At 68.4% G+C, this 24,072-nt stretch carries 26 protein-coding genes and 1 tRNA gene; 5 read left to right on the top strand and 22 right to left on the bottom strand.

Features of this window, described 5'->3' with window-relative positions; translation table 11 throughout:
- The first annotated feature begins 671 nt into the window (after positions 1-671).
- Positions 672-941: a hypothetical protein gene (locus tag KIT89_RS00695; protein WP_297602540.1), complete on the top strand. Its 270-nt coding sequence runs from the start codon at positions 672-674 to the stop codon at positions 939-941.
- Between the two features lie 37 nt (positions 942-978).
- On the opposite strand, the gene KIT89_RS00690 is transcribed toward KIT89_RS00695, so the two are convergent.
- From KIT89_RS00690 to fgd, 3 genes are all read right to left on the bottom strand, one after another.
- Complete coding sequence (locus KIT89_RS00690) at positions 979-1,653, bottom strand: hypothetical protein (protein WP_297602539.1); 675 nt, start codon at positions 1,651-1,653, stop codon at positions 979-981.
- Between the two features lie 76 nt (positions 1,654-1,729).
- Entirely contained in the window at positions 1,730-2,353 is a 624-nt protein-coding gene (locus KIT89_RS00685; RefSeq protein WP_297602538.1) for a hypothetical protein, read from the bottom strand.
- A 57-nt stretch (positions 2,354-2,410) separates the two neighbouring features.
- Entirely contained in the window at positions 2,411-3,436 is a 1,026-nt protein-coding gene (fgd, locus tag KIT89_RS00680) for a glucose-6-phosphate dehydrogenase (coenzyme-F420) (protein WP_297602537.1), read from the bottom strand.
- Positions 3,437-3,603: 167 nt separating this feature from the next.
- Here fgd and KIT89_RS00675 point away from each other — a divergent pair, with 167 nt between their 5' ends.
- Complete coding sequence (locus tag KIT89_RS00675) at positions 3,604-4,272, top strand: GAP family protein (protein ID WP_297602536.1); 669 nt, start codon at positions 3,604-3,606, stop codon at positions 4,270-4,272.
- A gap of 18 nt (positions 4,273-4,290) precedes the next feature.
- Here KIT89_RS00675 and coaD read toward each other — a convergent pair whose 3' ends face one another.
- The 3 genes from coaD to KIT89_RS00660 are packed head-to-tail and all read right to left on the bottom strand — an operon-like array spanning position 4,291 to position 7,758.
- Positions 4,291-4,782 carry a pantetheine-phosphate adenylyltransferase gene (gene coaD, locus KIT89_RS00670; protein WP_297602535.1) on the bottom strand — a complete coding sequence of 164 codons (492 nt, stop codon included), beginning with the start codon at positions 4,780-4,782 and terminating at the stop codon, positions 4,291-4,293.
- Positions 4,783-4,803: 21 nt separating this feature from the next.
- A complete protein-coding gene (locus tag KIT89_RS00665) occupies positions 4,804-5,508 on the bottom strand; it encodes an endonuclease/exonuclease/phosphatase family protein (RefSeq protein ID WP_297602534.1) in 705 nt (234 codons plus the stop codon).
- Positions 5,509-5,556: 48 nt separating this feature from the next.
- Positions 5,557-7,758, bottom strand: coding sequence for an ATP-dependent DNA helicase RecG (locus tag KIT89_RS00660; RefSeq protein ID WP_297602533.1), 2,202 nt, complete (start codon positions 7,756-7,758; stop codon positions 5,557-5,559).
- A gap of 234 nt (positions 7,759-7,992) precedes the next feature.
- Here KIT89_RS00660 and rsmD point away from each other — a divergent pair, with 234 nt between their 5' ends.
- Positions 7,993-8,568: a 16S rRNA (guanine(966)-N(2))-methyltransferase RsmD gene (gene rsmD / locus KIT89_RS00655; protein ID WP_297602531.1), complete on the top strand. Its 576-nt coding sequence runs from the start codon at positions 7,993-7,995 to the stop codon at positions 8,566-8,568.
- A gap of 12 nt (positions 8,569-8,580) precedes the next feature.
- Here rsmD and KIT89_RS00650 read toward each other — a convergent pair whose 3' ends face one another.
- The 3 genes from KIT89_RS00650 to thiL are packed head-to-tail and all read right to left on the bottom strand — an operon-like array spanning position 8,581 to position 10,182.
- Positions 8,581-8,838: a type II toxin-antitoxin system RelE/ParE family toxin gene (locus KIT89_RS00650; protein ID WP_297602530.1), complete on the bottom strand. Its 258-nt coding sequence runs from the start codon at positions 8,836-8,838 to the stop codon at positions 8,581-8,583.
- Positions 8,835-9,083, bottom strand: a complete 249-nt coding sequence (locus KIT89_RS00645) for a type II toxin-antitoxin system Phd/YefM family antitoxin (protein ID WP_297602528.1) — start codon at positions 9,081-9,083, stop codon at positions 8,835-8,837. Before KIT89_RS00645 ends, KIT89_RS00650 begins: the two co-directional genes overlap by 4 nt.
- Positions 9,084-9,126: 43 nt before the next feature.
- Positions 9,127-10,182, bottom strand: a complete 1,056-nt coding sequence (thiL, locus tag KIT89_RS00640) for a thiamine-phosphate kinase (RefSeq protein WP_297602527.1) — start codon at positions 10,180-10,182, stop codon at positions 9,127-9,129.
- A gap of 46 nt (positions 10,183-10,228) precedes the next feature.
- Here thiL and KIT89_RS00635 point away from each other — a divergent pair, with 46 nt between their 5' ends.
- Positions 10,229-10,738 (top strand): hypothetical protein, encoded by a 510-nt coding sequence (locus KIT89_RS00635; RefSeq protein WP_297602526.1) that lies wholly within the window; start codon positions 10,229-10,231, stop codon positions 10,736-10,738.
- A gap of 46 nt (positions 10,739-10,784) precedes the next feature.
- Positions 10,785-11,318: a DUF3515 family protein gene (locus tag KIT89_RS00630; RefSeq protein WP_297602525.1), complete on the top strand. Its 534-nt coding sequence runs from the start codon at positions 10,785-10,787 to the stop codon at positions 11,316-11,318.
- A gap of 6 nt (positions 11,319-11,324) precedes the next feature.
- Here KIT89_RS00630 and KIT89_RS00625 read toward each other — a convergent pair whose 3' ends face one another.
- The 13 genes from KIT89_RS00625 to KIT89_RS00565 all read right to left on the bottom strand — a co-directional run bounded on the left by KIT89_RS00625 (position 11,325) and on the right by KIT89_RS00565 (position 24,057).
- The gene (locus tag KIT89_RS00625) at positions 11,325-12,473 is read right to left on the bottom strand and encodes a hypothetical protein (protein ID WP_297602524.1); all 1,149 of its coding nucleotides are present in this window, start codon (positions 12,471-12,473) and stop codon (positions 11,325-11,327) included.
- 57 nt (positions 12,474-12,530) lie between these two features.
- Positions 12,531-14,141, bottom strand: coding sequence for a Mur ligase family protein (locus KIT89_RS00620; RefSeq protein ID WP_297602523.1), 1,611 nt, complete (start codon positions 14,139-14,141; stop codon positions 12,531-12,533).
- A complete protein-coding gene (locus KIT89_RS00615) occupies positions 14,138-14,887 on the bottom strand; it encodes an alpha/beta fold hydrolase (RefSeq protein ID WP_297602522.1) in 750 nt (249 codons plus the stop codon). Before KIT89_RS00615 ends, KIT89_RS00620 begins: the two co-directional genes overlap by 4 nt.
- A 77-nt stretch (positions 14,888-14,964) precedes the next feature.
- Positions 14,965-15,993 (bottom strand): NAD(P)H-dependent glycerol-3-phosphate dehydrogenase, encoded by a 1,029-nt coding sequence (locus tag KIT89_RS00610; RefSeq protein WP_297603863.1) that lies wholly within the window; start codon positions 15,991-15,993, stop codon positions 14,965-14,967.
- A 71-nt stretch (positions 15,994-16,064) separates the two neighbouring features.
- Positions 16,065-16,820: a 1-acyl-sn-glycerol-3-phosphate acyltransferase gene (locus KIT89_RS00605; RefSeq protein ID WP_297602521.1), complete on the bottom strand. Its 756-nt coding sequence runs from the start codon at positions 16,818-16,820 to the stop codon at positions 16,065-16,067.
- Between the two features lie 26 nt (positions 16,821-16,846).
- Positions 16,847-18,211: a UDP-N-acetylglucosamine 1-carboxyvinyltransferase gene (gene murA / locus KIT89_RS00600; protein WP_297602520.1), complete on the bottom strand. Its 1,365-nt coding sequence runs from the start codon at positions 18,209-18,211 to the stop codon at positions 16,847-16,849.
- A 27-nt stretch (positions 18,212-18,238) separates the two neighbouring features.
- Positions 18,239-18,835: a 3-isopropylmalate dehydratase small subunit gene (leuD, locus tag KIT89_RS00595; RefSeq protein WP_297602519.1), complete on the bottom strand. Its 597-nt coding sequence runs from the start codon at positions 18,833-18,835 to the stop codon at positions 18,239-18,241.
- Between the two features lie 2 nt (positions 18,836-18,837).
- Complete coding sequence (gene leuC, locus KIT89_RS00590) at positions 18,838-20,313, bottom strand: 3-isopropylmalate dehydratase large subunit (RefSeq protein WP_297602518.1); 1,476 nt, start codon at positions 20,311-20,313, stop codon at positions 18,838-18,840.
- Between the two features lie 155 nt (positions 20,314-20,468).
- Positions 20,469-21,161, bottom strand: a complete 693-nt coding sequence (locus tag KIT89_RS00585; protein ID WP_297602517.1) for a TIGR00730 family Rossman fold protein — start codon at positions 21,159-21,161, stop codon at positions 20,469-20,471.
- Positions 21,158-22,246, bottom strand: a complete 1,089-nt coding sequence (locus KIT89_RS00580) for a TerC family protein (protein WP_297602516.1) — start codon at positions 22,244-22,246, stop codon at positions 21,158-21,160. Before KIT89_RS00580 ends, KIT89_RS00585 begins: the two co-directional genes overlap by 4 nt.
- Before the next feature lie 157 nt (positions 22,247-22,403).
- Positions 22,404-22,790, bottom strand: coding sequence for a hypothetical protein (locus tag KIT89_RS00575; RefSeq protein ID WP_297602515.1), 387 nt, complete (start codon positions 22,788-22,790; stop codon positions 22,404-22,406).
- A 227-nt stretch (positions 22,791-23,017) separates the two neighbouring features.
- Positions 23,018-23,093: transfer RNA gene (locus KIT89_RS00570), tRNA-Glu, on the bottom strand.
- 61 nt (positions 23,094-23,154) lie between these two features.
- Positions 23,155-24,057, bottom strand: a complete 903-nt coding sequence (locus KIT89_RS00565; RefSeq protein ID WP_297602514.1) for a diacylglycerol kinase family protein — start codon at positions 24,055-24,057, stop codon at positions 23,155-23,157.
- Between the last annotated feature and the right edge of the window lie 15 nt (positions 24,058-24,072).

Below are 24,072 nucleotides of genomic sequence, written 5' to 3'. Positions count from 1 at the left end.
CGACGGTGAAGAAAAGGCGCCCTATGCGCGCGAGAACAGACGGGCGAAGAAGCCCGGCTCGTTCTCGTGACCCTGGCACCGGTCACGCTGCGCGACTCCTCTCATGACCTGATTGACGTGCTGGCCGCACCCCGTCCAACTGGCTTTGCCGCACTTGCGGCAGGTGATCTTCTGGCACATCATGGCTCCCTTCGACATCGTCTGCACCACTCTAGCGCATACCCCCTGGGGTATTCATTGATCCGGCCTCACCGCCGGTCATGTAACGAACTGGCAACGGTCGCGACGCGCCACGGATGAGGTCGTTGCGCGCGGCACGGAAAAGGCGCTAGATTCTGCGAGCGCCATACGACGAAAGGAGGCCGCGGAATGTTGATCATCACCCAGGGGATCGCCCCCTTCACCGCCGGCTTCGTCGGCGACCTCACCGCCTGATCGGGCCGCAGCGACTCTGACGCCGCCCGTTCATCCGGTGGCGACGCTCTCGAAGCCCGATTCGACCCAGCTCGAATCCGCCACGGCTCTGACGCCCGCACCCCACCAGGTCGCACACAGCAGAGCCATCCCGCGACGCGCCCACGCAGGCACGCCGCGACCGCAGGCCGCGCCACCAGCGCGGTCACCCGTGCGAGTGCGCACTCACGCGCTCGACTGCAGTGAGGAATCTCTTGATGAACACCACCCTGGCGACCCCTGTGGGTCGCACCGAACACCAGCACCCGCCGAGTTCGACGAGCGATGCTTCGTGGCAACGGCAGCGCGTCGGCCTCGTCGACCGGCTCGCCCTGCGACTGGGCGTGGCACTCGTCGCGTGGAGCCGTCGCCCGCGCGAGCTCGACTCGCGAGACCGGCTGGCGCGACGCGTCGAGCGCGAGCTCACGACCGAGCAACGCGAGCGCCAGATGCAGCGACTCATGCTGCAGCTGCTGCCCCCACGGTAGTGATCGTGGATGGGGTGCTCAGCTGGGCGCCTGGGAGCTATCGGCCCCAGGCGCTCGGCGGTGCCGTGACCACCGGCACATCGGCGTACGACCAGTGCGCACCGTTGTTGTACATGCCCGTTGCCCAGCCCGAGAACCAGATCGCCCGCTCGACCTCGCTCGTGGGCGCCGACTCGTTGAGCGTGCGCACGATCTCGCGATACCGCGGCAGAGCGTGCAGCGCCTCGGCTGCGTTCTCGGCGGCATCGACGAGCGTCGCGTAGCGGCCCGTGCCCCCACCTCCGCCCGAGCCCCAGCCGTTGTTGAGGGGGTTGTTGCGGGTCCACCACCGGTCGACGTAGTTCTCTTGACGCATCCACCGCGTCACGACGATCACATTGCTGTCGGTGAGCGGAAACTCGCCCATGAGCAGCACGAGCTTCGCCCAGTCATGATTCGTGCCACCGGCGATGAACGTCTCATAGCCCGGCGTGGCACTGAAGTCATGGCGCTCGGCGATCGGCAGAGCATCCACCGCCGAGATCTGCACCTCGAGAGACTGAGCGTTCTCATCGATGTAGGCCGCGAAGAGCTCATCGCGAGTCGGGGTCGAGAAGCCCATGCTGGCCAAGACCACGAGGCTCGAGATGATCGAGACGAACACCGTACGGGTGCTCGACCAGACATGCCGCCGATAGCTCGACCCTCGCCTGACGTGACGGTGCTTCGACATGGTGTGGCATCCCCCGGTAGAGCGCGTGCGCGAGGTGACCGGCGCACGACAGTCTTCCAGTTTACCAGCGCCACCCTCATTCGACCGCGAACGACCCCGGCGGCGGAGGCGGCGGCGCATCTGGAGCCGCATTCGATGCGGGATGACGGCGCAGCAGGCCCATCAGGCTGAGGGCATTGATGACACGTTGCGCGGCATCGACCTCGACCTTGGCCTTCGCCGCCAGCTTCTCGACGACCATGAACCCCCGGGCACTCACCTTCACGATGTGCTGCTGCTCGGCGGTGATCGACAGCTTCTCGAACTCGGGCCAGCGATACAGTCGGTATCGGTCGCCAGCGCGAAGCCACGACGCGCGACCGCCGTCGAAGGCACGGGTGCCGATGAGCCACAGCAGCTCTTCGAGAGGGCGCCCGGCGAAGGCCGGTCGCACGTATGAGTAATCGGCTCCGGCGAACGCAGGAGCAGCCTCTTCGAGCGCCGTCGTGCCGATGGCCACCGAGCTCGGCGACAGCGGCAGATCATCCAGGGGCAGGCTCCAGCGATACACATAGCCGCGCAGGTCGATGAGCATCGGCTCGAGGCCCTCGGGCTGCAGGCTCACGAGCATGGCGCTCGGCATGCGTCGTGCGGCATGAATCGCCATCGCAGCTCCCGTCCACCCCGACGGCAGGGGTGGCACAGGTGCTGGCTCGCTCATGACACTGACGCTAGGGCGGCAGTGTTCGTGCCTCGTTCCGCGCAGGTTGCGCTTGTGTTACGCGAGCCCCCGCAATCGGGGGGCAAGGTCGCGCTCGAACAGCTCGAGGAAGCGCCGCTGGTCTTGCCCGGGAGCATGGAACACCAGGTGGTTCATGCCGTAGTCGACGTACTTGGCGACCTCGGCGACGACCGCGTCTGGGTCGTTGCCGACGATCCACCGCTTGGCGATCTGCTCGATCGGCAGCGCATCTGCCGCGCGTTCCATCTCGACCGGGTCGGTGATGTCGTGCTTCTGCTCGGCCGAGAGAGACAGGGGCGACCAGAAGCGAGTGTTGTCGAGCGCCACGTCGTAGTCGGTGTCGTACGAGAGCTTGATCTCGATCATGCGGTCGACGTCGTCTGCCGACTTGCCAGCCTGCTCGATGCCCTCCATGACGGCCGGAATCAGCTTCTCGGTGTAGAGCTCGACGCCCTTGCCCGAGGTGCAGATGAACCCGTCGCCGACCTTTCCGGCGAACTTCGCCACGAAGGGCCCGCCCGCTGCCACGTACACCGGCACCGGCACGTCGGGCCGGTCGTAGATCGACGCGTCGTGCGTCGAGTAGTACTGCCCGCGGTAGTTCACACGGTCTTCTGACCACAGTTGACGCATCAGCTCGATCGCCTCGCGCAACCGCCCGAAGCGCTCTTTGAACTCGGGCCATTCCTGCTCGCCCGCGCCCGCGAACCCGGTGGCGATCTCGTTGAGCGCTTCTCCCGTGCCCACCCCCAAGAAGATGCGGCCGGGGTACATGACGCCCATGCTCGCGAAGGCCTGGGCCAGCACAGCGGGGTTGTAACGGAAGGTCGGCGTCATCACCGACGTGCCGATCCGGATGCTCGAGGTGCGCTCGCCGACCGCCGACATCCACGTCAGCGAGAACGGAGCGTGCCCGCCGGTGTGCCGCCAGGGTTGAAAGTGGTCGCTCACGGCGACGCTCTGCATGCCGTGCGCTTCAGCCGCCACCGCGATCTCGACCAGCTCGCGCGGGTCGAACTGCTCGGCCGAGGCCTTGTATCCGAGAGTCAAGGGAAGAGTCATGGTCGCCATTCTTGCATACTGTATCCAGAATCCGCTATCTCAACGGCGTCGCCGCGCGGCCGAGTGTGACCAACCTAGCCACTGGCGCCCGTGACTGGGCTGGTGTTCACTGTGAGGTGGTCGCGCAGGTGCGCGGTGCAACCGCGCAGCCACACCAAGGAGTCACCATGCTCGACGCCCTCGGCAACGCCCTTCCGCTCGCGGTCGCACTGGCGCTGAGCCCGCTCGCCATCGCCTCCGTCGTGCTCATGCTGCTGTCGAGCCGACCGCGAGCAGCCAGCGTCGCCTTCCTGCTCGGATTCGCGATCGCCATCACGGTCGTCACATCGCTCGCCTACCTACTCGCGTCGGTGCTGCCCCACAGCGACGACGACGTGTCGATCTCTGCCCCCTTCCTGCTGCTGGGGCTCGGTGTCGTCGCCGTCGCGCTCGCACTGCGGCAGTGGCGCGCACGACCCACGAGCGATGACGAGCTCGAGCTGCCGGGGTGGATCTCGAAGGTCGAGACGATCACGACGGCGTCGGCCTTCACGCTGGGCGCCATCTTCGGCGGCATCAAGCCCAAGAACCTGTTGCTCTGCATCGGCCTCGGCATCAGTCTCGAAGCCGAAGCACTCACTGCTGCCGAAGCGGGCGCCGTGCTCGCCATGGTCGTCGTGATCGCGTCGATACCGATACTGGTGCCCGTCATCGTCTCGCTCGTCGCGCTCGACCGGGTCAGCGCCTCGCTCGCGCGACTGCGCGCGTGGCTGGTGCAGCACAACTCGGCCATGGTCGGGGCGATACTGCTGCTCATCGGCGTGCTGCTCATCGGCAAAGCGCTCAGCAGCTTCTGACGACGCGGCGCGTCGCCGTCAGTCGCGGTCGACCGTGTCGAGGTATTCGGCCACCGCTCGCGGCACATACGGGGCGACGTCGCCGCCGAGCGCCGACACCTGCCGCACGAGCGAGCTCGACACATGAGCGTGCGCAGGGTCGGGCAGCATGAAGATGGTCTCGACGTTCGCGAGGTTGCGGTTCACGATGGCCATCGGAGTCTCGTAGGCGACATCGACTTGGCTGCGAACCCCCTTCACGAGCACGCTCGCCCCCACATCGGTGCAGTAGTCGACGAGCAGGCCCACGCTCCAACTCGTCACCAGGATGCTGGTCGGCAGAGCACGATCGGCCACAGCCTGCTCGATGAGCGACACGCGCCGCGCGATCGGCAGCATCGCCTCTTTCGCAGGGTTGTGCACCACCACCACGTGCACCTCATCGAAGATGGCCGACGCGCGCTCGATGACATCGAGGTGGCCCAGGGTGACGGGGTCGAACGACCCAGGAACAACGGCGATCCTGCTCATGCCCCTCAGCCTACCGAGCGCTCATTGCAGCGGTGTTTCCACCGGCTCGATGACGGAGTCTGCATAGTTCGCGGTCACCAAGATCGGCAGATGGTCTGACTGCCCCTGCGGAAGCGTCGTGACTTTGATGATCGTGAGACCGATCGAGGTGGCGAAGTCGAAGTGGCCGCGAAAGAACTTGTAGCGGGTGTAGGTGCGCGAGTCGCTCAGGGTCACCTCATGCCCGGTCTCTTGCACACTCGTCGACAAGTGATCTTTGAAGATCGGGTAGTTGAAGTCGCCCACCATGAGGGTCGGCAGGGTGGGCCCGAAGCTGTCGAGCGCTTCGTGAGCTGCTCGAATCTGGGTGCGCCGCAACGAGTTCAGCGCCGTGAGCGGGGCGGCGTGGAAGCAGCCCACGACCAGTTCGCGGTCGTGATCACGATCGATGAGGTGCGTGCCCAGCAGGCGTTCGTGCGCGGGCTTCGCGATGATGTCGTGCAGCGAGCGCTTCAACGCGAAAGCCTTCGTGCTGAGGGCGTCGAACCGCTCGCGGTTGTAGAAGATCGCCAGGCCGAGGCGGTTCAGCCTCGTCGAGTCGGCAAGGTGCAGCGGGCCGAGCTCGCGCGGCAGATCTGCGGTGTCGACCTCTTGCAGGCAGAGCAGGTTGGGAGTGTAGGTCTCGACGAGCTGCTCGAGCTCGTTGCGCGCGGCGTGCTTGCGCAGGTTGTACGAAATCACCCTCACGCCCTTATCCTCTCCCGGGCACGGGCGCGCGCGAAATCGAGGGTGCGGTCAGCTCTTGGCGAGAAACTCTCGAGCCGCGTCATCGAGGCGGCGATCGAGCGCTGACCTCAGCGCGGGATGCTCGCCGAGCGTCGGGTCGCCCTCGAGCACCCCGGCCGCGGCTTCGCGAGCGGTGCCGATGAGGTCGCCGTCGGTCGCCACGCGCAACAGCTTGAGGCTTGACCGCCCGCCGCTCTGGGTCGCGCCGAGCACGTCGCCCTCGCGCCGCAGCTCGAGGTCGATCTGCGCGAGCTCGAAGCCGTCGAGCGTGCTCGCCACCGCTTCGACGCGCTGGCGAGCGAGCGTCTCGGGCAGCGCGGCGGTCACGAACAGGCACAGCCCAGGAACCCCGCCGCGCCCCACGCGGCCGCGCAGCTGGTGCAACTGGCTCACGCCGAACCGGTCGGCGTCGACGACGACCATTGTCGACGCGTTCGGCACATCGACCCCGACCTCGATGACGGTCGTGGCGACGAGCACGTCGATCTCGCCGCGCGCGAAGGCCTGCATCGTGGCGTCTTTCTCGTCGGTCGACATGCGGCCGTGCAACGGCTCGACTCGGCGCTCGGCGAGCGCTGGGTGCGATCGCAGCAGGGGCGTCAGCTCGGTGACCGTCGCGGGTGGGCGAGCCACCGCATCCACGTCGTCGGCAGATCCATCGCTCGGATCGTCGGCCAGCGCATCAGGGTCGTCTTCACGTGTCGCTGGGTCGATCGCGGGCACCACGACGAAGCCCTGTCGGCCCAGCTCGAGCTCTTCGCCGAGGCGCTGCCAGACACGATTCCACCACCCCGGCTTATCGGCGAGCGGCACGACGTGGCTGACGATGGGCGTGCGACCCGCCGGCAGCATCGCGATCGTCGAGATGTCGAGGTCGCCGAACACCGTCATGGCGACCGTGCGCGGAATCGGCGTGGCCGTGAGCACGAGCACGTGCGGCGGTCGGGCGCCTTTGCGCCGCAGGCTCTCGCGCTGCTCGACCCCGAAGCGGTGCTGCTCATCGACCACCACGAGGCCGAGGTCGGCGAACTGCACCTGGTCACCCAAGAGGGCGTGGGTGCCGATGACGATGCGGGATGCTCCGCTCGCGATCGCCAGCAGCGCCTTGCGCCGCTCGGCCGTCGGCAGTTGCCCAGTGAGCAGTACCGGCCGCAGTCGCGCCGCGCGATCCGGGCCGAGAGTGTGCACGATCGAGCGCAGGTGCTGCGCCGCGAGCACCTCGGTCGGAGCGAGCAGGGCGCTCTGCCCGCCGCTCTCGGCCACGGTCAGCATCGCGCGCACCGCCACGAGGGTCTTGCCCGAACCCACCTCGCCCTGCACGAGTCGGTTCATCGGCACTGGTGCCGCCAGGTCGCGCGCGACCTCGTCGCCGACGAGCACCTGATCGTCGGTGAGGGTGAAGGGCAGCTCGGCATCGAAGCCCGCGAGCTCGAGGCCGGGCGTGCGAGGAGTCGCAGGCTGCGCCCGCAACGCCGCCCGCTGCTGCAGCAGTGCGGCCTGCAGCACGAAGGCCTCGTGAAACCGCAGCGTGTCGCGCGCTCGCCGCCACTGGCTGTCGTCGTCGGGCCGGTGCACCCACTGGTAGGCCTGCCGCAGGTCGATGAGCTGCTGCTCGGCGCGCACCTCGGCAGGCACCGGGTCGTCGAGGGGCGGCAACGAGGTGACGACCACCTCGAGCGCTTTCGCGATCTGCCAACTCGCGACGGTCGACGTCGCCGGGTAGATCGGAATCGGCTGCATCGCCCACTTCTTCGCCTCGGGCCCCGAGTCGCGCTCGTCGCCCTCGTCGAACAGCTCGTAGTCGGGGTGCGCGAGCTGCCGAGTGCCGCGGTACTCGCCCACTTTGCCCGCGAAGATGCCCCGCTTGCCCGGGGTGAGGTCGTTCTTGCGCCAGGCCTGGTTGAAGAACGTGAGCACGAGAATGCCCTTGCCATCGGTGATGCGCACCTCGAGAATGCTGCCCCTGCGCTGCCGCATCGACCGCTCGACCACCTCGATGACCTCGGCGACGATCGTCACCGACTCGTCGACGCGCAATTCGCTCAGCGCCGTGAGCTCGCCGCGCCGGGCGTAGCGCCGCGGATAGTGGGTGAGCAGATCACCGACGGTGAGCATCCCGAACGCCTTCTTCAGCGAGTTCGCACTGCGGTCGCCCACGGCGCTGCTGAGCTTGGCGCTCAGTGGGTCCACAACGCCCGGGCCGGTGTTCACGGGTTCAACGCTACTCGCGCCGCCCGACCGTCTCGCGCCGAGGCGCGGGCGCCGCCCCGAACATCACGTGCGTGCCTTGCACGCGTGTATCGGTCACTTGTTGCGCCGTAAACCGCAGCACTCGACAACAAGTGACCGATAGAGGGTGCGATGGGCCGCAGTGAGCGGCGCGGCATTGCGGTCGGGCGGCCACGCGCGAGGTTCGGGATGCTCGCGCCGAGTAGCGTGGAGGCCGTGACACGCATCATCTCCGGGTTCGCAGGCTCGCTGACGCTCAAGGTGCCCAGCGCCGGCACCCGGCCCACGAGCGACCGCGTGCGCGAGGCGCTCTTCAGCGCGCTCGAAGCCCGCGACGCGATCGCCGGGGCGCGCGTGCTCGACCTCTATGCCGGCTCGGGAGCCCTCGCGCTCGAAGCCATCAGTCGCGGCGCCGCCTCGGCCGTGCTCGTCGAGAAGTCGTACGCCGCGGTGCAGGTGTGCAAGGCCAATGCTGCGCTCGTCAGTGGTCGAGCGGGGCACGGCGAGAGGCCGAGCATCCGCATCATCGGCAAACCCGCGACCTCATACCTCTCGTCGGCGCTCGACGAGTTCGACCTCGTCTTCATCGACCCTCCCTACGAGGTGGGCGGGCTCGAGCTCGACCATGTGCTCGAAGGGCTCGTGCCGCGATTGGCTCCGGATGCTGTGGTCGCGCTCGAGCGCTCGACGCGCACCCCGGCTCCGGCCTGGCCTGCCGGGCTCGAGCTCGACAAGGTGTCGCGCTACGGCGAGACGGCGATCTATTGGCTGAACCCGGAAACCACTGATTAAGGATGTGGCTGCTCAGCGCTCGTACACATCGCGGCGGTGCCCGAGCGTCACGACGACAACCAGCAGCACGCCGTCATCGATCGTGTAGATGATGCGATAGTCGCCGACGCGCACGCGCCAGGCGGGACGTCCCCGCAAGGGCTTAGCCGCGGGCGGCCGAGGGTCGTCACCAAGCAGGGCGATCACCCCGCGGATGCGCTCGCGATCGCGGTGTTCAATCTTCTTCAGGGCTCGAATCGCGGCCGGTCGCAACTCGATGCGGTAGCTCACGTCCAGCCCAGGTCGGCCTTCACCTGCGCCCAGGGGACGCTCGGCCCCTCCTCGTCCATCGCCGCGTCGAACGCGGCCGCGTCGTCGGCCTCTTCGAGGGCGTCGAGCATGCGCTCGTACTGCTCGGGGCTGATGACGACCGCTGCGCGCTGTCCGCGGCGCTCGATGAACACCGCCTCGGTCTGCGAGCGATCGATGACCTCAGAGAACTGCTTGCGGGCGTCGGCGACGCTGAGGGGATTCACGTTCTCATTGTACATCTTGGAACCCTCGATGTACATCAGGGGGTCACCCACCCTGCCCGCTCCATTCCGCGAACGGGTCCCAGCCGCCGCGCTCGTCGAAGACGCGGCCATCGACGAGTAGCGCCGGCCCGTGACGGTCAGCCGCGACGACCCGGCCGATGACGCGGAAGCCGCCGGGAAGAGCATCCAGCGGCGGTGCCACATCGGGTGGGAAGGTCGCCAGTAACGAGTGGTCTTCTCCCCCGGTGAGCGCGAGCGACGCCGGCGCGGCGGGGTCGAGCCCATGGGCGAGCGCGACCTCGCGCACCCGCGCACTCGAGAAGTCGAGCGAGACGCCGCTCGCGCGGGCGATGCGGCGCGCGTCGAGGGCGAGACCGTCGCTGAGGTCGAGCATCGACGAGGCCGCGCCGAGGGCGGCTGCGACCCCGTCGGCGATCGGCGGGTGGGGGGTGAGTTGGGCGACGATCGGCACCGGATGCTCGGCACGCAGCCGAGCCGCGGCATCAGCATCCGGAGCCCCCGTCGCATCGACCCCACGCTCGAACAGCAGACGCAGCCCTTCGGCCGCCAACCCCAACGGGCCGGAGACCGCGACCCAGTCGCCCGGCCGCGCGCCAGAGCGTGTCACGGGCTCACGATCGTCAAGGTCACCGAAGGCCGTCACGGCGATGGTCAGCACGCTCGACACGCTCAGGTCGCCCCCGACGACTCCGCAGCCGGGCGCGAGCGCCTCGCACGCGTCGCGCAGCCCCTCGGCGAGCGCCTCGAGCTGTGAGACCGGGGTATCGGCGGGGGCCGCGAGCGCCACGACGAGCGCCGTGGGCCGCGCGCCCATCGCCGCGACGTCGCTGAGGTTCGTGGCCGCGGCCTTGAACCCGAGGTCGTGCATGGTCGACCATGCGGTGCGAAAGTCGGGGCCGTGAATCATCATGTCGGTCGTGACGACGTAGCGACCATCGGGGGCCGCGAGAACAGCGGCATCGTCGCCGGGGCCGAGCACGGTGGCATCGCTCGACGGCAGCAGAGGAATGATGCGCGCTAGCGCCGCAAGCTCACCCACCTCACCGAGGGTGGCGTCGGGGTGCTGGTCGCGGCTCACGACTCAACGCTAGCCCCCGACCGCGCAGCCGCAGTACTGTCTGCTCATGAGCGAAGCATCGGCAGAATCTCCCTACGGGCCGGCGAACCCCACTGAGCCGCCGAATCCCACTGAGCCGCCGAACCCCGCTGAGCCGCCGGTCCCCGCCGCCTCGCCGAACCCGCCCGCGCCGCAGCCTGACTCACCGGCGTGGGTCGCCCAGGGCAAGAGAATTCTGCTGCTCGCCGTGCTCATCACCGGCGGCCTCTCAGTGCTGCTGCTCATCGGCCTCATCATCTTGATCTCACTGGGGCTCGGCACCGCCAACAACGACCTCGCGGGCGTCGAAGAAGCCATCACGTGGGTCATGGTCTTCGGCAGCCCCGTGCTGTTCGTCATCGCGCTCAATCTGCTGATCTGGCGCATGCTGCTGCGCCCGCTGGGGCGCATGACCTCGGGCGGACGGGTCGGCCTCATCATCGGCGTCACCCTCGCGCTGGCCGTCGTGAGCGTCATCGCGGTCGTGCTGCTGCTGAGTCTCGGCTTCGTCGTCGGCGTCATCATCGGGGGCGGCTGAGCCACCTGCAGCGTGCGCCCACCCGCGCCGCGATAGCGTGGTGTCGATGTCGACACGCACCCTGCCCGCTCGCGCCCGCCGGGCATCCGTCATGGCGTTCGTCGCCGCGCTCGCCCTCGCCGGCTGCGCGGGAACAGTGCCGCTCGACCCAGGGCCAGACTCGAACAACCCCGAGTGCGCGGCGATCTCGGTGCGCGTGCCCGACACCATCGGCGGCCTCGAGCGGCGCACCACCAACGCTCAGGCGACCGCCGCGTGGGGCAACCCTGCCGCCGTCATCTACCGCTGCGGGCTGCCGCCCCAACCGCCCAGCGACCTGCCCTGCTTCGACGTCGACGGGGTCGACTGGCTGCTCGACGAGTCGAACGCCCCGCGCTACGTCTTCACGACCTACGGGCGCACTCCGGTGACCGAGGTCATCGTCGACATCACCTTCATCGCGGGATCTGACGCCGTGCGCGCTCTCAGCGGCCCCGTCTCGGCGGTGGATGCTGATGCCCGGTGCCTCGCGGCCACCGACGTCTTCGGCGGCGGCACCGTGAGCCCGACGCCGACGCCCTCGCCCGAGCCGACGCCCTAGGCAGATCTAGGCGCGGGGGCCGTCGAGCCCGACGAGCTTGCCGGCGATGCCGCCCGCGGCACGCAGCGCGGCCCCTCCGCCGAAGCCGGCCTGCGCGAACACCACTCGGCGGTCGCGGGCCTCGGTGAGGGCGTCGAGCAGCACAGTGGCTGCCGGCTGCTGAGGTGCCCACAGGTAGAGCGAGAGGGCGCCCGGAATCGAGTTGACCTCGTTGACGAAGAGCTCGCCCGTCGACTCGTCGAGCAGCAGGTCGACGCGCACGATGCTCGTGAGCCGCGTGACCTCGGCCACGCGCTCGGCGAGCTCGCGAGCACGCGCGTGCACGGCCTCGGGCACGTCGGCCGGAAACTCGCGCGGGGCGCTCATGAAGCCCGCCTCGGCTCCTGCGCCGCCGGCGAGGTATTTCTCGGCGTACGAGTAGAGCGCGCTGCCCGCCTCGCCGCGCAAGGGCTTCTCGAGCTGCGTGATCTCGAGCGACGGATACGTGCGGAAGGCGATGTTGAGGTCGACGAGTTCGGGGCGGTACGGCTCGACGACAGCGCCGGTGCGCAGGTGAACGCTCGTGGCGGCGAGCGCGCGCGCAGCATCCACGTCGTCAGCGATCTCGATGCCGATCGACGAGCCACCGAAGCGCGGCTTGACGATGTACGGGCCCGCGAAGCTCGGCTCGACGAGCGTCGACACAGCCTCACGAGGAAGCGAAGGGATGCCCGCCGCCGTCATGAGGCCGCCGAACGCGAGCTTGTCCATGCCGACTGCTCCCGCGAAGAGAGTGGAGCCCGTGGCAGCAATGCCCAGCAGCGAGAACAGCGCGGCCGCCCCGCCGCCCTCGCCTACCCCACCGTGCAAGCACAGCAGCGCCGCCTCGACGTTGAGGCGCTCAGAGCCGAGCTTCTTGCGGCGATACAGCCCCGGCTCGCCCGAGATGCGGGCCTCAAGCGGGGTCGAACCCTGCGGCGCGCCCTCGAGATAGTCTTTCGCCTCGGTCGCGTCGGGCACGCGGAACCACTCGCCCGTCGGCGACCAGTAGATCGGCACGACGCTGTGGCCCGCCGCGGTCAGCACGCGCTCGGCCTGCAGCCCCGTGAGAATCGAGATCTCATGCTCGGGGCTCGGGCCGCCGAAGACGACGGCCCAAGGGGCAGTACCAGCCATGTTCACACCTCACGTGATCGTTCGCCGCGGCAGTCGCACCCCTGCCCGGGCGGCCGATCAGGGGTAGTGGTCGGGCAGATCGTTCTCGTAGAGGATAACGCCCCGGTCGCCCGCCGCCTCGACCGCCCGCCGCACCGCCTGCTCGCGCGTCGTCACCGCCATCGCCCCCGGAGCCTCGCTCGTCGCCGTGCTCGCATAGCCCGCGAGCAGAGCCGCGCGGTTCGTGCGCGCCACCGCGAAGAGCAGGCCGTCCGCCGCGCCGATCGCGGCACCGAACGCCCTGTTGCGCTCGGCCTGCACCGGGCCCAGCTCGACCATGCCGGGCGTGACCACCACGAGCGTGCCGCCACGCTCAGCAGCGAGGGATGCCGCGCCCTCGAGGGCGCGCAGCGAACCGACGGGGTTCGCGTTGTAGGTGTCGTCGATCACGAGCGCACCGGTCGGAGCCTGCTGCACCTCTGCGCGGTGCTGCGAGCCGGGCAGGTCGCCGAGGCGCGCCGCGATCGCCGCCGCGGGCACCCCGGCCGCCACGGCGATACCGGCGGCGACGGCCACGTTCACCGCATGACCCGTGCTGCCGATGCTCACCGGCACGGGTTCAGCACCCGTGCCCAGGCGGATCAACCACGGCTCAGCATCCGGCGCCCCGTCGGCCGGCGGCGTCAGCGCGACGTCGGCGTCGACGCCCGCCTGGCACGTCGTCGTGACGACGGTCTTGCCCGCGGCACGGCAGCGGTCGGCCAGCTCGGCCAGCCGCGGGTCGTCGATCGGCAGCACCACGATCGGCGCGTGCTCGGTGATCGACGACTTCTCGCGCAGAATCGCCTCAGTCGTGCGCATGCGCTGCAAGTGCCCCTCGCCGATGACCGTGATCGCGGCGATCGACGGCGGAAACTGTCGGCACAGTTGCGCGATCTGACCGGGCGCGGCCATGCCCATCTCGGCGACGAACATCTCGGTGCCGGGCACGAGCTTGTCGTTGACCGCGCGTGCGAGACCCAGTCGATTGTTGAATGATGCCGGGCTCGCCACCGTCGTGAACGAGGCGCTCAAGAGGTGCGCCACGTAGTTCTTCGTGCTCGTCTTGCCGTACGAGCCCGTGATCGCGACCACGCGAGCGCCCGTCTGCTGCAGCCGCTTCTGAGCCTGCGTGACGAAGCGCTGCGACGCTGCCTTCTCGATGGGCGCCATGATCGCGAGCGCGAGGTCGGTGAGCGGCGCGCTCAGCAGCAGAACGAGGGCGGGTGCGGCGGCTGCTCCATAGCCCAGCACCCACACGAGCACGACCGTCACACCCACGTGCAGAGAGATCCAGCACACCATGAGGCGCTTGACGCGAGCGGTGATGGCGAACTTCGCAGAGCGCCCGCGCACCGGCAGCCCGAGCGGCACGAGCGCCAGCAGCAGAAGCGACACGAGCGACCAGTAGGGGCCCAGGGGCGGCACACCACTCAGTACCGCAGCGTAGGTAGCCCCGATCACGAGCACGAGAATCACCGCCGTGAACGGCTCGCGCATCACCCACAGCCAGGCCATGCGCGAGACGGAGCCAGGCACGTAGTGCTCACGCTGGGCGACCCTCAGCCAGCGGGCTGCGATCGGCACCGCGGCCACGAGGGCGACGACCAGCGACACCAGCGTCGGGGGGTAGAGCAGCAGCTCGATCACGCAGGCTCCTCAGTCTCGGCCAGCACGGCCAGCAGTTCTTCGCGCACGGCGAGCTCGAGATCGCCGGTGAGCAGGTGCGCGCAGCCCTCGACCGTGCGAAACGGTGCGCCCGCGCGCTCGGCAGCCACCCGACCGGCGTCGGTGGGGGCCGCGGTGTCGTCGCCTCCCCAGACGAAGCGCGTCGGAATCGTCTGGCCGGCGAGCGCCGCGAGCTCGTCGTCGTAGTGCTCGTTGACAGCGCGCACCATGATGCCGCGCATGACGCCGTGGGCCGCGCGATAGTCGGCTGATCCGCGCTGGTCGCGCAGGGCATCCATTCGTCGGTCGCTCAGCAGTCGGCGAGCATTCGCCCAGCGCGCGAGGCGAAAGCTGAGCGGCGGGCGGGTCGGCGGCGCGAGGCGCACGAGCGGAACCCCCGTGAGCACCAGTCCGCGCACGAGCTCGGGCCGTCGGGCCGCGAGGCGCACGGCCACGCGACCTCCGAACGAGTGCGCCACGATGACGACGGGAGCAAAGGCGGCCACGGCCTCGGCGACGAGCTCGGCGTAGTCTTCGCTGCCCCACACCTCTTCGGGCGCGGGCGCAGGGCCGAAGCCCGGCAAGTGGATGCTCACCGCGTCGAGGCCGCTGAGCACCGTTGCGAAGTCGGTGCCGTCGCGACCCCAGCCGTGCAGGGCCACCACGCGAGGCGGCGTCGCCCCGTGCTTCTCGGCCAGAACACGGCCCCCGGCCAACGACGTGATCACCCGGCAAGCCTATCGGCGCGCCCACTCAGCCTGAGGCTCGCGGCACCGATCACTCAGCCTGAGGCTCGCGGCGCCGATCACTCGGCCTGAGGCTCGTCACTGTCGGTGGCGAGGTGCGGCGCGAGCTCGCGCGGGTCGAGAGTGCCTTCGAGCACGCGCGCCACTTGCGCCACGATCGGCATCGCCACACCCTTCGACGTCGCGAGCTCGAGAATGGGGCCGACCGAGGCGAGCCCCTCAGCGGTCTGGTTCATCTGCGCGATCACCTGCTCGAATCCGTAGCCCTGCCCGAGCAGGCGCCCGGCCGCGTTGTTGCGCGACAGCGGCGACTCGCACGTCGCGATGAGGTCGCCGAGCCCCGCGAGCCCGACCATCGTCTCGGGTCGAGCGCCGAACGCGACCGCGAAGTCGGTGAGCTCGACGAGCCCCCGCGTGATGATCGAGGCCTTCGTGTTCTCGCCATACCCGACGCCGTCGGCGATGCCGACCGCGACCGCGATGAGGTTCTTGAGCACACCGCCGAACTCGGTGCCGATGACGTCGGTGTTGACGAAGGTTCTGAAGTAGTCGTTGGTGGCGGCTTGCGCGACGGCGACCGCTGTGGGGCGGTGGATGCTTGCCACGACCGCCGCGGTCGGCTCGCGCCGCGCGATCTCGAGCGCCAGGTTGGGGCCGCTCACGGCCGCGATGCGTTCGCGGTCGACCCCGAGCTCGGTCTCGATGACTTCGCTCATGCGCAGGCCGGTGCCCCGCTCGACGCCCTTCATGAGCGAGACGATGGGCACCTCGACTGGCACGATGTCGCGAATCGAGTGCAGGTTGCTGCGCAGGCTCTGACTCGGAACCGAGAGGTACACCTGGTCGGCGCCGGCCAGCACGGTCTCGAGCGAGTCGTGCCCCCGCAGGTTGCGCGGTAGGTTGATGCCGGGCAGGTACCCCGAGTTGCGGTGGGTCTCGGTGATCTCATGCGCGACCTCGCGGCGGCGCGACCAGATGAGCACGTCGGCTCCCCCATCGGCGAGCACCTTGGCGAACGTGGTGCCCCACGATCCGGCGCCGAGCACGGCGATGCGCAGCGCACCGTTCGCGACGACCGGTGACGGCAGCGAGATCGCCTCGGTGAGGGGCGGATGCTCGGTCTGGGTCGCGTCGTGCCCCTGCGCCTGCCGTCCCCCGCTCACAGCTTGCCCGTCTCGCTCTGGCCGTGCTTCAGTGGGTCCCACCGCTCGGCCGGAGGGGTTTCTTCGCGCAAGTCGCCGAGCAGCGCGGCGATCGCGGCCATCACCCGCTCGGTGCCCTCGTTGAGCGTCGCCTGGTCGAGTGGCCGGCCGACGAGGTCGCTCAGATCGACAGGGTCGCCGATCTTGCAGTAGATGGTCTTGCGCGGAAAGAAGCTGATCTTCTTCGAGTAGCGAGCCATGATCTGCTGCGTGCCCCAGTGGGCTGCGGGAATGATGGGCACCCCGGCCGTGAGCGCCATGCGCACCGCGCCGCTCTTGCCGCGCATCGGCCACAGGTCGGGGTCGCGCGTCAGGCTGCCTTCGGGGTAGATGATGACGGCGAGTTCGCGCTCGACGAGCTGCTGCGCCGCCTTGAGCGGGGCATCCGACCGCCCGCGCCCTTCACGCTCGACCGGAATCTGCCCCGACCAGCGCAGCACGGCGCCCAGCACAGGAACCTTGAACACCGACGCTTTGGCGAGAAATCGCGGCACCCGACCGAGCTTCCACATGAAGCGACCCATGATGACGGGGTCGATCTCGCTGTAGTGGTTGGGCGCGAGAATGAAGGCACCCGTCTTGGGCAGCTTCTCGCCGTCGATCACCGGAAACCGCGCCATGACCGTCAAGAGCGGCAGGCACAGTGCGGCGATGGCATGCCAGAGCAGGGTCTTCTCTCGCCGGCGCTTCGGCTTCTTCGCGGTGTCAGGCACGGCTCAAGGGTAGTGCGTGGCGCGCCTCAGACGAGTTCGAAGTCGGCCCCGAGTGCGCGCAGCTTGTCGATGAACAGCTCATACCCGCGGCTGATGATGCCGACGTTGCTGATCGTCGACGTGCCCGTCGCGGCGAGACCGGCGATGAGGTGGCTGAAGCCGCCCCGCAGGTCGGGAACGCGAACGGATGCGCCGTGCAGCGCGGTCGGCCCGGTGATGACGGCGGCCTGCTCGAGCGGGCGGCGCGGCACCCGACGGGTGATCGACGCGATGCCGGCTTGGTGCACGACGATGTTGGCACCCATCTCGTTGAGCGCCTCGGTGAAGCCGAAGCGGTTCTCGTAGACGGTCTCGTGCACGATCGACTCGCCCTCGGCCTGCGTGAGTGCGACGATGAGGGGCTGCTGCCAGTCGGTCATGAAGCCGGGGTGCACATCGGTCTCGATCATGACGGGCTTGAGGGGCGAGCCGGGGTGCCAGAAGCGAATGCCGTCGTCGAGCACTTCGAACTCGCCGCCGACCTTGCGGTAGACGTTCAAGAAGGTCATGAGCTCTTGCTGCTTCGCCCCGCCGACGGTGATGTCGCCCTTCGTGGCGAGCGCGGCAGCGGCCCAGCTCGCGGCCTCGTTGCGGTCGCCGATGGCGGTGTGCCGGTAGCCCCTGAGGGTCTCGACGCCCTCGATGACGATGACCCGATTGGGTTCGACCGAGATGATGGCACCCATCTTCTGCAGAATCGCGATGAGATCCATGATCTCGGGCTCGATCGCAGCGTTCTTGAGCTCGGTCGTGCCTTCGGCGCGCACGGCGGTGAGCAGCACTTGCTCGGTGGCGCCGACGCTCGGGAACGGCAGCTCGATGTGGGCGCCGACGAGCTTCTGCGGAGCGGTGAGGTGAATGCCCTGGTGCGACTTCTCGACGACCGCGCCGAAGGCGCGCAGCGCGTTGAGGTGAAAGTCGATCGGGCGATCGCCGATGCGGCAGCCCCCGAGGTCGGGAATGAACGCCTCGCCGAGCTGGTGCAGGAGAGGGCCGCAGAACAGAATCGGAATGCGGCTCGAGCCGGCGTGCGCGTCGATCTCGGCGAAGTGCGCGCCGACCACGTTGCTCGTGTCGAGCGTGAGCTCGCCGGGCGCCGTGCTGGTGATCTCGACCCCGTGCGCCTTCAGCAGCCCGCTCACGACGTGCACATCGCTGATCTCGGGAACCCCGCGCAGCACGCTGGGAGTATCGGCGAGCAGCGCGGCGACCATAGCCTTGGTGACCAGGTTCTTCGCCCCGCGCACCTCGATGCGGCCCCGCAGCGGCTTGCCGCCGTGGATGACGATCGTGTCAGAGGTGAGACCGACGCGCGCGGCGGCCTTCTGCGAGTCTTTCGAGAGCGAGTTCATGTGACCTCAGGTGGTGGTGGTCGGCCCTCAGCGGGCGGGAAGGGTCGTCGGCCGCCAGCTTTCGCGGCGAGCCTCGAAGTCGGTGATCGCCTGCTCGTCGCGCAGGGTGAGGCCGATGTCGTCGAGCCCCTCGAGCAAGCGCCATCGCGTGTAGTCGTCAATCTCGAAAGCGACGGTGATATTCCCGACGGTGACCGTGCGGGCCTCGAGGTCGACCGTGGCCTCCATGCCGGGGTGCGCTTCGAGCTCGGCCCACAGCCGCTCGACGGTCGGTTCGTCGACGACGCCCGTCAGCAGCCCCTGCTTGCCCGAATTGCCTCGGAAGATGTCGGCGAACTTGGGGCTGATCACCGCGCGAAACCCGAAGTCGCGCAAGGCCCACACGGCGTGCTCACGACTCGACCCGGTGCCGAAGTCGGGGCCTGCGATGAGAATGCGCGGGTGGGCGTACTCGGGGCGATTGAGAATGAACTCGGGGTCTTGGCGCCACGCCGAGAACAGCGCGTCGTCGTAGCCGGTCTTCGTCACTCGCTTGAGGAACACGGCGGGAATGATCTGGTCGGTGTCGACATTGCTGCGCCGAAACGGCACGGCGACTCCGGTGATGGTGCTGACCTTCTCCATGACTACACCGCCGCCCCTTCGATCGAGACGAATCTGTCGTCGACGTCGATGCCGTCGGCCAGTAGGTCGCTCACGCTCGACAGCGTGCCGCGAATCGCGGTCGACGCCGCCACGAGCGGCGACACGAGGTGGGTGCGCCCGCCCTTGCCCTGCCGACCCTCGAAGTTGCGGTTGCTCGTCGAGGCGCAGCGCTGGCCGGGCTCGAGCTGATCGGGGTTCATGCCCAGGCACATCGAGCATCCGGCAAAGCGCCATTCGCCTCCGAATGCTTCGACGATCTTGTCGATGCCCTCTGCCTCGGCCTCGAGTCGCACGCGCGCAGAGCCGGGCACGACGATGACGTCGACGCCCTCGGCCTTCTTGTGGCCCTTGATGATCGACGCGAACGCCCGCAGGTCGTCGAGACGACTGTTCGTGCACGAGCCCATGAAGACCACGTCGACCGGTATCTGCTTCATCGGGGTTCCCGGAGTCAGCGCCATATACTCGAGAGCCCGCTCTGCGGCGGCCCGCTCATTCGGGTCGATGATCGTCGAAGGGTCGGGCACCGAGTCGCTGAGTGAGATGCCCTGCCCAGGGTTGGTGCCCCACGTGACGAAGGGTTCGAGCTCGTTGGCGTCGAGAAACACCTCGGCGTCGAAGACGGCGTCGTCGTCGGTCTTCAGCGTGTTCCAGTACTCGACGGCGGCATCCCAGTCGGCGCCCTGCGGCGCGTGCGGCCGGCCCTGCAGGTAGGCGTAGGTCGTTTCGTCGGGGGCGACCATGCCGGCCCGCGCGCCCGCCTCGATCGACATGTTGCAGATCGTCATGCGGCCATCCATCGACAGCGACCGGATGGCCGAGCCACGGTACTCGAGCACATAGCCCTGCCCGCCGCCGGTACCAATCGTCGCGATGACGGCGAGAATGATGTCTTTCGCAGTGACGCCCGGCTTGAGCTCGCCCTCGACCGTGATGGCCATGGTCTTGAACGGCTTCAGCGGCAGGGTCTGCGTGGCCAGCACGTGCTCGACCTCGCTCGTGCCGATGCCGAAGGCCATCGCGCCGAACGCGCCGTGCGTGCTCGTGTGCGAATCGCCGCACACCACGGTGATGCCCGGCATGGTGAGACCCAGCTGCGGGCCCACGACGTGCACGATGCCCTGCTCGATGTCGCCGAGCGAGTGCAGGCGCACGCCGAACTCGGCGCAATTGGCGCGCAGTGTCTCGATCTGCTTGCGGCTCGTGGGCTCGGCGATGGGCTTGTCGATCGCGAGCGTCGGCGTGTTGTGGTCTTCGGTCGCGATCGTCAGATCGGGGCGGCGCACGGGGCGGCCCGCCATGCGCAGGCCGTCGAAGGCCTGGGGGCTCGTCACCTCGTGCACGAGGTGCAGGTCGATGTACAGCAGGTCGGGCTCGCCGTTCTCGCCCTGAGCGACGAGATGGGCATCCCAGACCTTCTCGGCCAGGGTGCGGGGGCGGCGGTCAATGTCATTCACGGTGAGATCACCCTTCTAGCGAACTGTGCGAATCGGCCGCGTCAGAACTCCGCGGCGAGAGAGCGACCTGGGTGATCAGGACTCGCCGCGGCGACGAAGGAGAAGACGCACGCGCTGCATGGAGTTCAGGGTAGCACCGGGCGGTCAGTGGTCGTTCAGAGCGCGGAGCTGGGCGGAGTGTGGCACTCGACGCACGCCTCGATGATGCGGATCATCTCGTCGAGATCGTCGGTGACGGTGATGAGGTCGAGGTCGCGCGGCGAGATCTTGCCGTCGGCGAGCAGGGCGTCGCGCAGCCACTCGACCACGCCCGACCAGAACTCGGTGCCGATGAGGATGACGGGAAAGTTCTGCAGCTTGCCGGTCTGAATGAGCGTCAGCGCCTCGAACAGCTCGTCGAGCGTGCCGAAGCCGCCCGGCAGCGTCACGAACGCGCACGAGTAGCGCACGAACACCGTCTTGCGCACGAAGAAGTGCTCGAAGGGCACCACTGTGGTCGCGTAAGGGTTCGCCTGCTCTTCACGCGGCAGCTCGATGGTCAGCCCGACCGAGGGCACGTCTCGCCCGTGCGCGCCCTTATTGGCGGCCTGCATGAGCCCCGGGCCGCCACCCGTGATGACGGGGAAGCCCGCTTCGGCGATGCGGCGACCCACCTCGACACCGAGGGCGTATCGCGGGTGCTCGGGAGCGACCCTCGCCGAACCGAACACCGACACCCCCAACCGCATGCCGCCCAGCGTCTGGAACGCGTGCTCGAACTCGCTCTCGACGCTCTCCAGCCACTCGCGGCTCTCGTCGGGCGTGACGTGTCCGGCGAGAAACTGCTCTTCGGTGGGGTGCGGAATCACGAATTGCCCTCTTTCGCAGCGCTGTCTGACGGGGTGCGTGCTGCCTGGTCGGCCACAGCATCCACCTCATCATCGATCTCTGCTCTCAGCAAGGCGGTGGGGATGTATCGCTTGCTCAACCGCAGCTTCACGAGGCTGGCGACGACGGCCACGAGCATGGCCGCGATGATGACGATGAGCGACGTCCAGGTGCTGATGTCGGGCGCCCATTCGATCGGCTGACCGCCGTTGATGAAGGGCAGCTCGTTCTCGTGCATGGCGTGGAAGACGAGCTTGACGCCGATGAACGCGAGAATGAAGGCGATGCCGTACTTGAGGTATTCGAGCTTGTCGACGAGGTGGCCGAGCAAGAAGTAGAGCTGCCGCAGGCCCATGAGTGCGAAGACGTTCGCGGTGAAGACGATGAACGGGCTCTGCGTGATGCCGAAGATCGCCGGAATCGAGTCGAGCGCGAAGATCACGTCGGTCGTGCCGATGGCGATGAGCACGATGATGAGCGGAGTCCACAGCCGTCGACCGTCGACCGTGACGCGCATCTTCATGTCGTGGAAGTCGTCGGCGATCGCGATGCGCTTGCGCAAGAACCTGATGAGCGCATTCTCGCGCGCCTCATCGTCTTCACGCCCAGACAGCGCCTGCTGCACCGCCGTGATGAGCAGGAAGGCGCCGAAGATGTAGAAGATCCAGCTGAAGTTCTCGATGAGCGCTGCGCCGAGCAGGATGAAGATGCCGCGGAACAGCAGCGCCAGAATGATGCCGATCATGAGCACCCGCTGCTGCATGCGCCTGGGCACCGCGAACTGCGACATGATCAGCACGAACACGAACAGGTTGTCGATCGAGAGGCTGTACTCGGTGAGCCAGCCGGCGATGAACTCGCCGCCCGCCTGCGGCCCGACGACCACGAACATGAGCCCGCCGAAGATGAGTGCGAGCGTGACGTAGAACGCCACCCACAGGCTCGACTCTTTCGGGCTCGGCACATGCGGCCGCTTGATGACGAGCAGCAGGTCGAGAATGAGGATCACGCTCAAGATGACGAGCGAGCCCACTTCGAACCAGACGGGAATGACGAAGCTCGACACAGTGGCCTTTCGAAGAGGGTCGGTGAAACTCGAAAGTCTCTCCCCCGCCCTCAGGCGGCGCCGAACCCGGGCTCGCTACGGTGCGCGCCGTGATGACGGGATCGGCGAGAGCGGGATACTCCCCTTCGCTGCGGGCAAGCCTATCGGAGCCGGTGCCTCAGTCTTGCGTGATCGTCAGCGTCCACGTTGCCGCACCCTGACTGCCCTCAAGGTCGACCGAGGTCGCACCGTCTGAGTATGGGCCGGTCATCGTGGCGACGCCCTCGCTGAAGGCGATCGAGATCGTCAGGGTGTTGTTCGCCACGCGCCAGGTGTCGGTGGCGTCGTCGTACTCGTTGCCGTTGTAGGTCAGACCGACGGTGCCGTCGTCCTCGAAGAGCAGGCCCCACTCGTCGCCGTCGGAGTCGGTGCCCGACCACGTGGTGTCGATGAGGGGCTCACCAGTCGCGTCGGGCGCGAGGCCGGGAATGAGCGAGCACGCCGAGGTGCCGGCGACGAGAGCAAGCGAGAGAGCAATGGCGGCAAAGGCGCGCAGTCGGGTCATGCGCTCAGCGTAGACCTCGGCGGGGGGCGCGTCGAGAGCGCTTTTCTGGTGGTGACCCCAGCGGGATTCGAACCCCGCGAAGCATCGCTTCGCGCGTTAACCAAAGAAACCACCCGGACGACTCCGGGCGGTTTCTGGTGGTGACCCCAGCGGGATTCGAACCCCGCGAAGCACCGCTTCGCGCGTTAACCAAAGAAACCACCCGGACGACTCCGGGCGGTTTCTGGTGGTGACCCCAGCGGGATTCGAACCCGCGTTACCGCCGTGAGAGGGCGGCGTACTAGGCCGCTATACGATGGGGCCGCGGCTGCAACCGTACGAGTATGCCACAGCGCTCTCACCCCGACCAAACCGCGGGCCGGGGTCAGGCGAGCACGCGGAGGCTGCCGGCATCCATCTCGATATCGACCGGCAGCGGCGCGATTCTCTCGCCGTCGGCGTAGGCGACGACGCCGGCTGCCTCGATGCGCACCGAGCGAGCGCGCTGCGCGACGACGCGGGGGTCGGTCACGTGAGTTCCGGCGAAGACGCGCGGGTAGATGCGCAAGAACGCGAGCCGGCCCAGCGGTTTCACGTAGACGACGTCGAACAGCCCGTCGTCGAGGCTCGCATCGGGGGCCACCTTCATGCCGCCGCCGAACGACAGGTTGTTGGCGACGGCGACGAGCATCGCCCGCTCGCGGTGCACGACGCCGTCGAGGGTGAGGGTGTAGTCGATGGGGCGCAGTCTGGCGAGCTCGACGAGCAGGGCGATCGTGTAGCGGCTGCGTCCGCGCGGGCGAGTCATGCGGTTGGCGCGCTCGTTGACGAGGGCATCGAAGCCGGCAGACAGAATGCACCCGAAACGCGCTCGCCCGCCCTCGAACGAGATAGACCCGGCATCGATCGCTCGGGGCGGCTTCTGCAGGGCGCTTGCGAGGTGCTCGATGGCCGCTTCGGTGTCGCCGATCGGGATGCCCAGCCCGCGCGCCACGTCGTTGCCGGTGCCGCTCGGCACCAGCCCGAGGGGCACCTTCGTGCCCTGCAGCGCGGTCACCCCGAGGTTGACCATGCCGTCGCCGCCGACCACGACGAGCGCGTCGGGCTTCTCGCGCACGGCGGCGCGAGTCGCCTCGAGCAGCTGGGCGAAGTCGGGTTCGATGAGGCTCGTGACCTCGTGGCCGAGACCTCGCAGCGTTGTGACGACGGCCGGGCCGACCTCTCGACCGCGGCCGAACGAGGCGTTCGGGTTGATGGCCACGACGATGCGTTTCGACGACGATGTCATGCGCTGATTATGGCG

The organism is Microcella sp. (genome assembly GCF_025808395.1).
Lineage (GTDB): Bacteria > Actinomycetota > Actinomycetes > Actinomycetales > Microbacteriaceae > Microcella.
This window is presented reverse-complemented; position numbering and strand designations above follow the sequence as displayed.

Excerpts from the sequence above, each read along its gene's own strand:
- murA (WP_297602520.1), bottom strand. The coding sequence starts at position 18,211 with ATGAACTCGCTCTCGAAAGACTCGCAGAAGGCCGCCGCGCGCGTCGGT.
- KIT89_RS00630 (WP_297602525.1), top strand. The coding sequence starts at position 10,785 with ATGTCGACACGCACCCTGCCCGCTCGCGCCCGCCGGGCATCCGTCATG.
- KIT89_RS00695 (WP_297602540.1), top strand. The coding sequence starts at position 672 with ATGAACACCACCCTGGCGACCCCTGTGGGTCGCACCGAACACCAGCAC.
- KIT89_RS00625 (WP_297602524.1), bottom strand. The coding sequence starts at position 12,473 with ATGGCTGGTACTGCCCCTTGGGCCGTCGTCTTCGGCGGCCCGAGCCCC.
- KIT89_RS00685 (WP_297602538.1), bottom strand. The coding sequence starts at position 2,353 with ATGAGCGAGCCAGCACCTGTGCCACCCCTGCCGTCGGGGTGGACGGGA.
- KIT89_RS00675 (WP_297602536.1), top strand. The coding sequence starts at position 3,604 with ATGCTCGACGCCCTCGGCAACGCCCTTCCGCTCGCGGTCGCACTGGCG.
- KIT89_RS00575 (WP_297602515.1), bottom strand. The coding sequence starts at position 22,790 with ATGACCCGACTGCGCGCCTTTGCCGCCATTGCTCTCTCGCTTGCTCTC.
- coaD (WP_297602535.1), bottom strand. The coding sequence starts at position 4,782 with ATGAGCAGGATCGCCGTTGTTCCTGGGTCGTTCGACCCCGTCACCCTG.
- leuD (WP_297602519.1), bottom strand. The coding sequence starts at position 18,835 with ATGGAGAAGGTCAGCACCATCACCGGAGTCGCCGTGCCGTTTCGGCGC.
- KIT89_RS00635 (WP_297602526.1), top strand. The coding sequence starts at position 10,229 with ATGAGCGAAGCATCGGCAGAATCTCCCTACGGGCCGGCGAACCCCACT.
- fgd (WP_297602537.1), bottom strand. The coding sequence starts at position 3,436 with ATGACTCTTCCCTTGACTCTCGGATACAAGGCCTCGGCCGAGCAGTTC.
- KIT89_RS00690 (WP_297602539.1), bottom strand. The coding sequence starts at position 1,653 with ATGTCGAAGCACCGTCACGTCAGGCGAGGGTCGAGCTATCGGCGGCAT.
- KIT89_RS00565 (WP_297602514.1), bottom strand. The coding sequence starts at position 24,057 with ATGACATCGTCGTCGAAACGCATCGTCGTGGCCATCAACCCGAACGCC.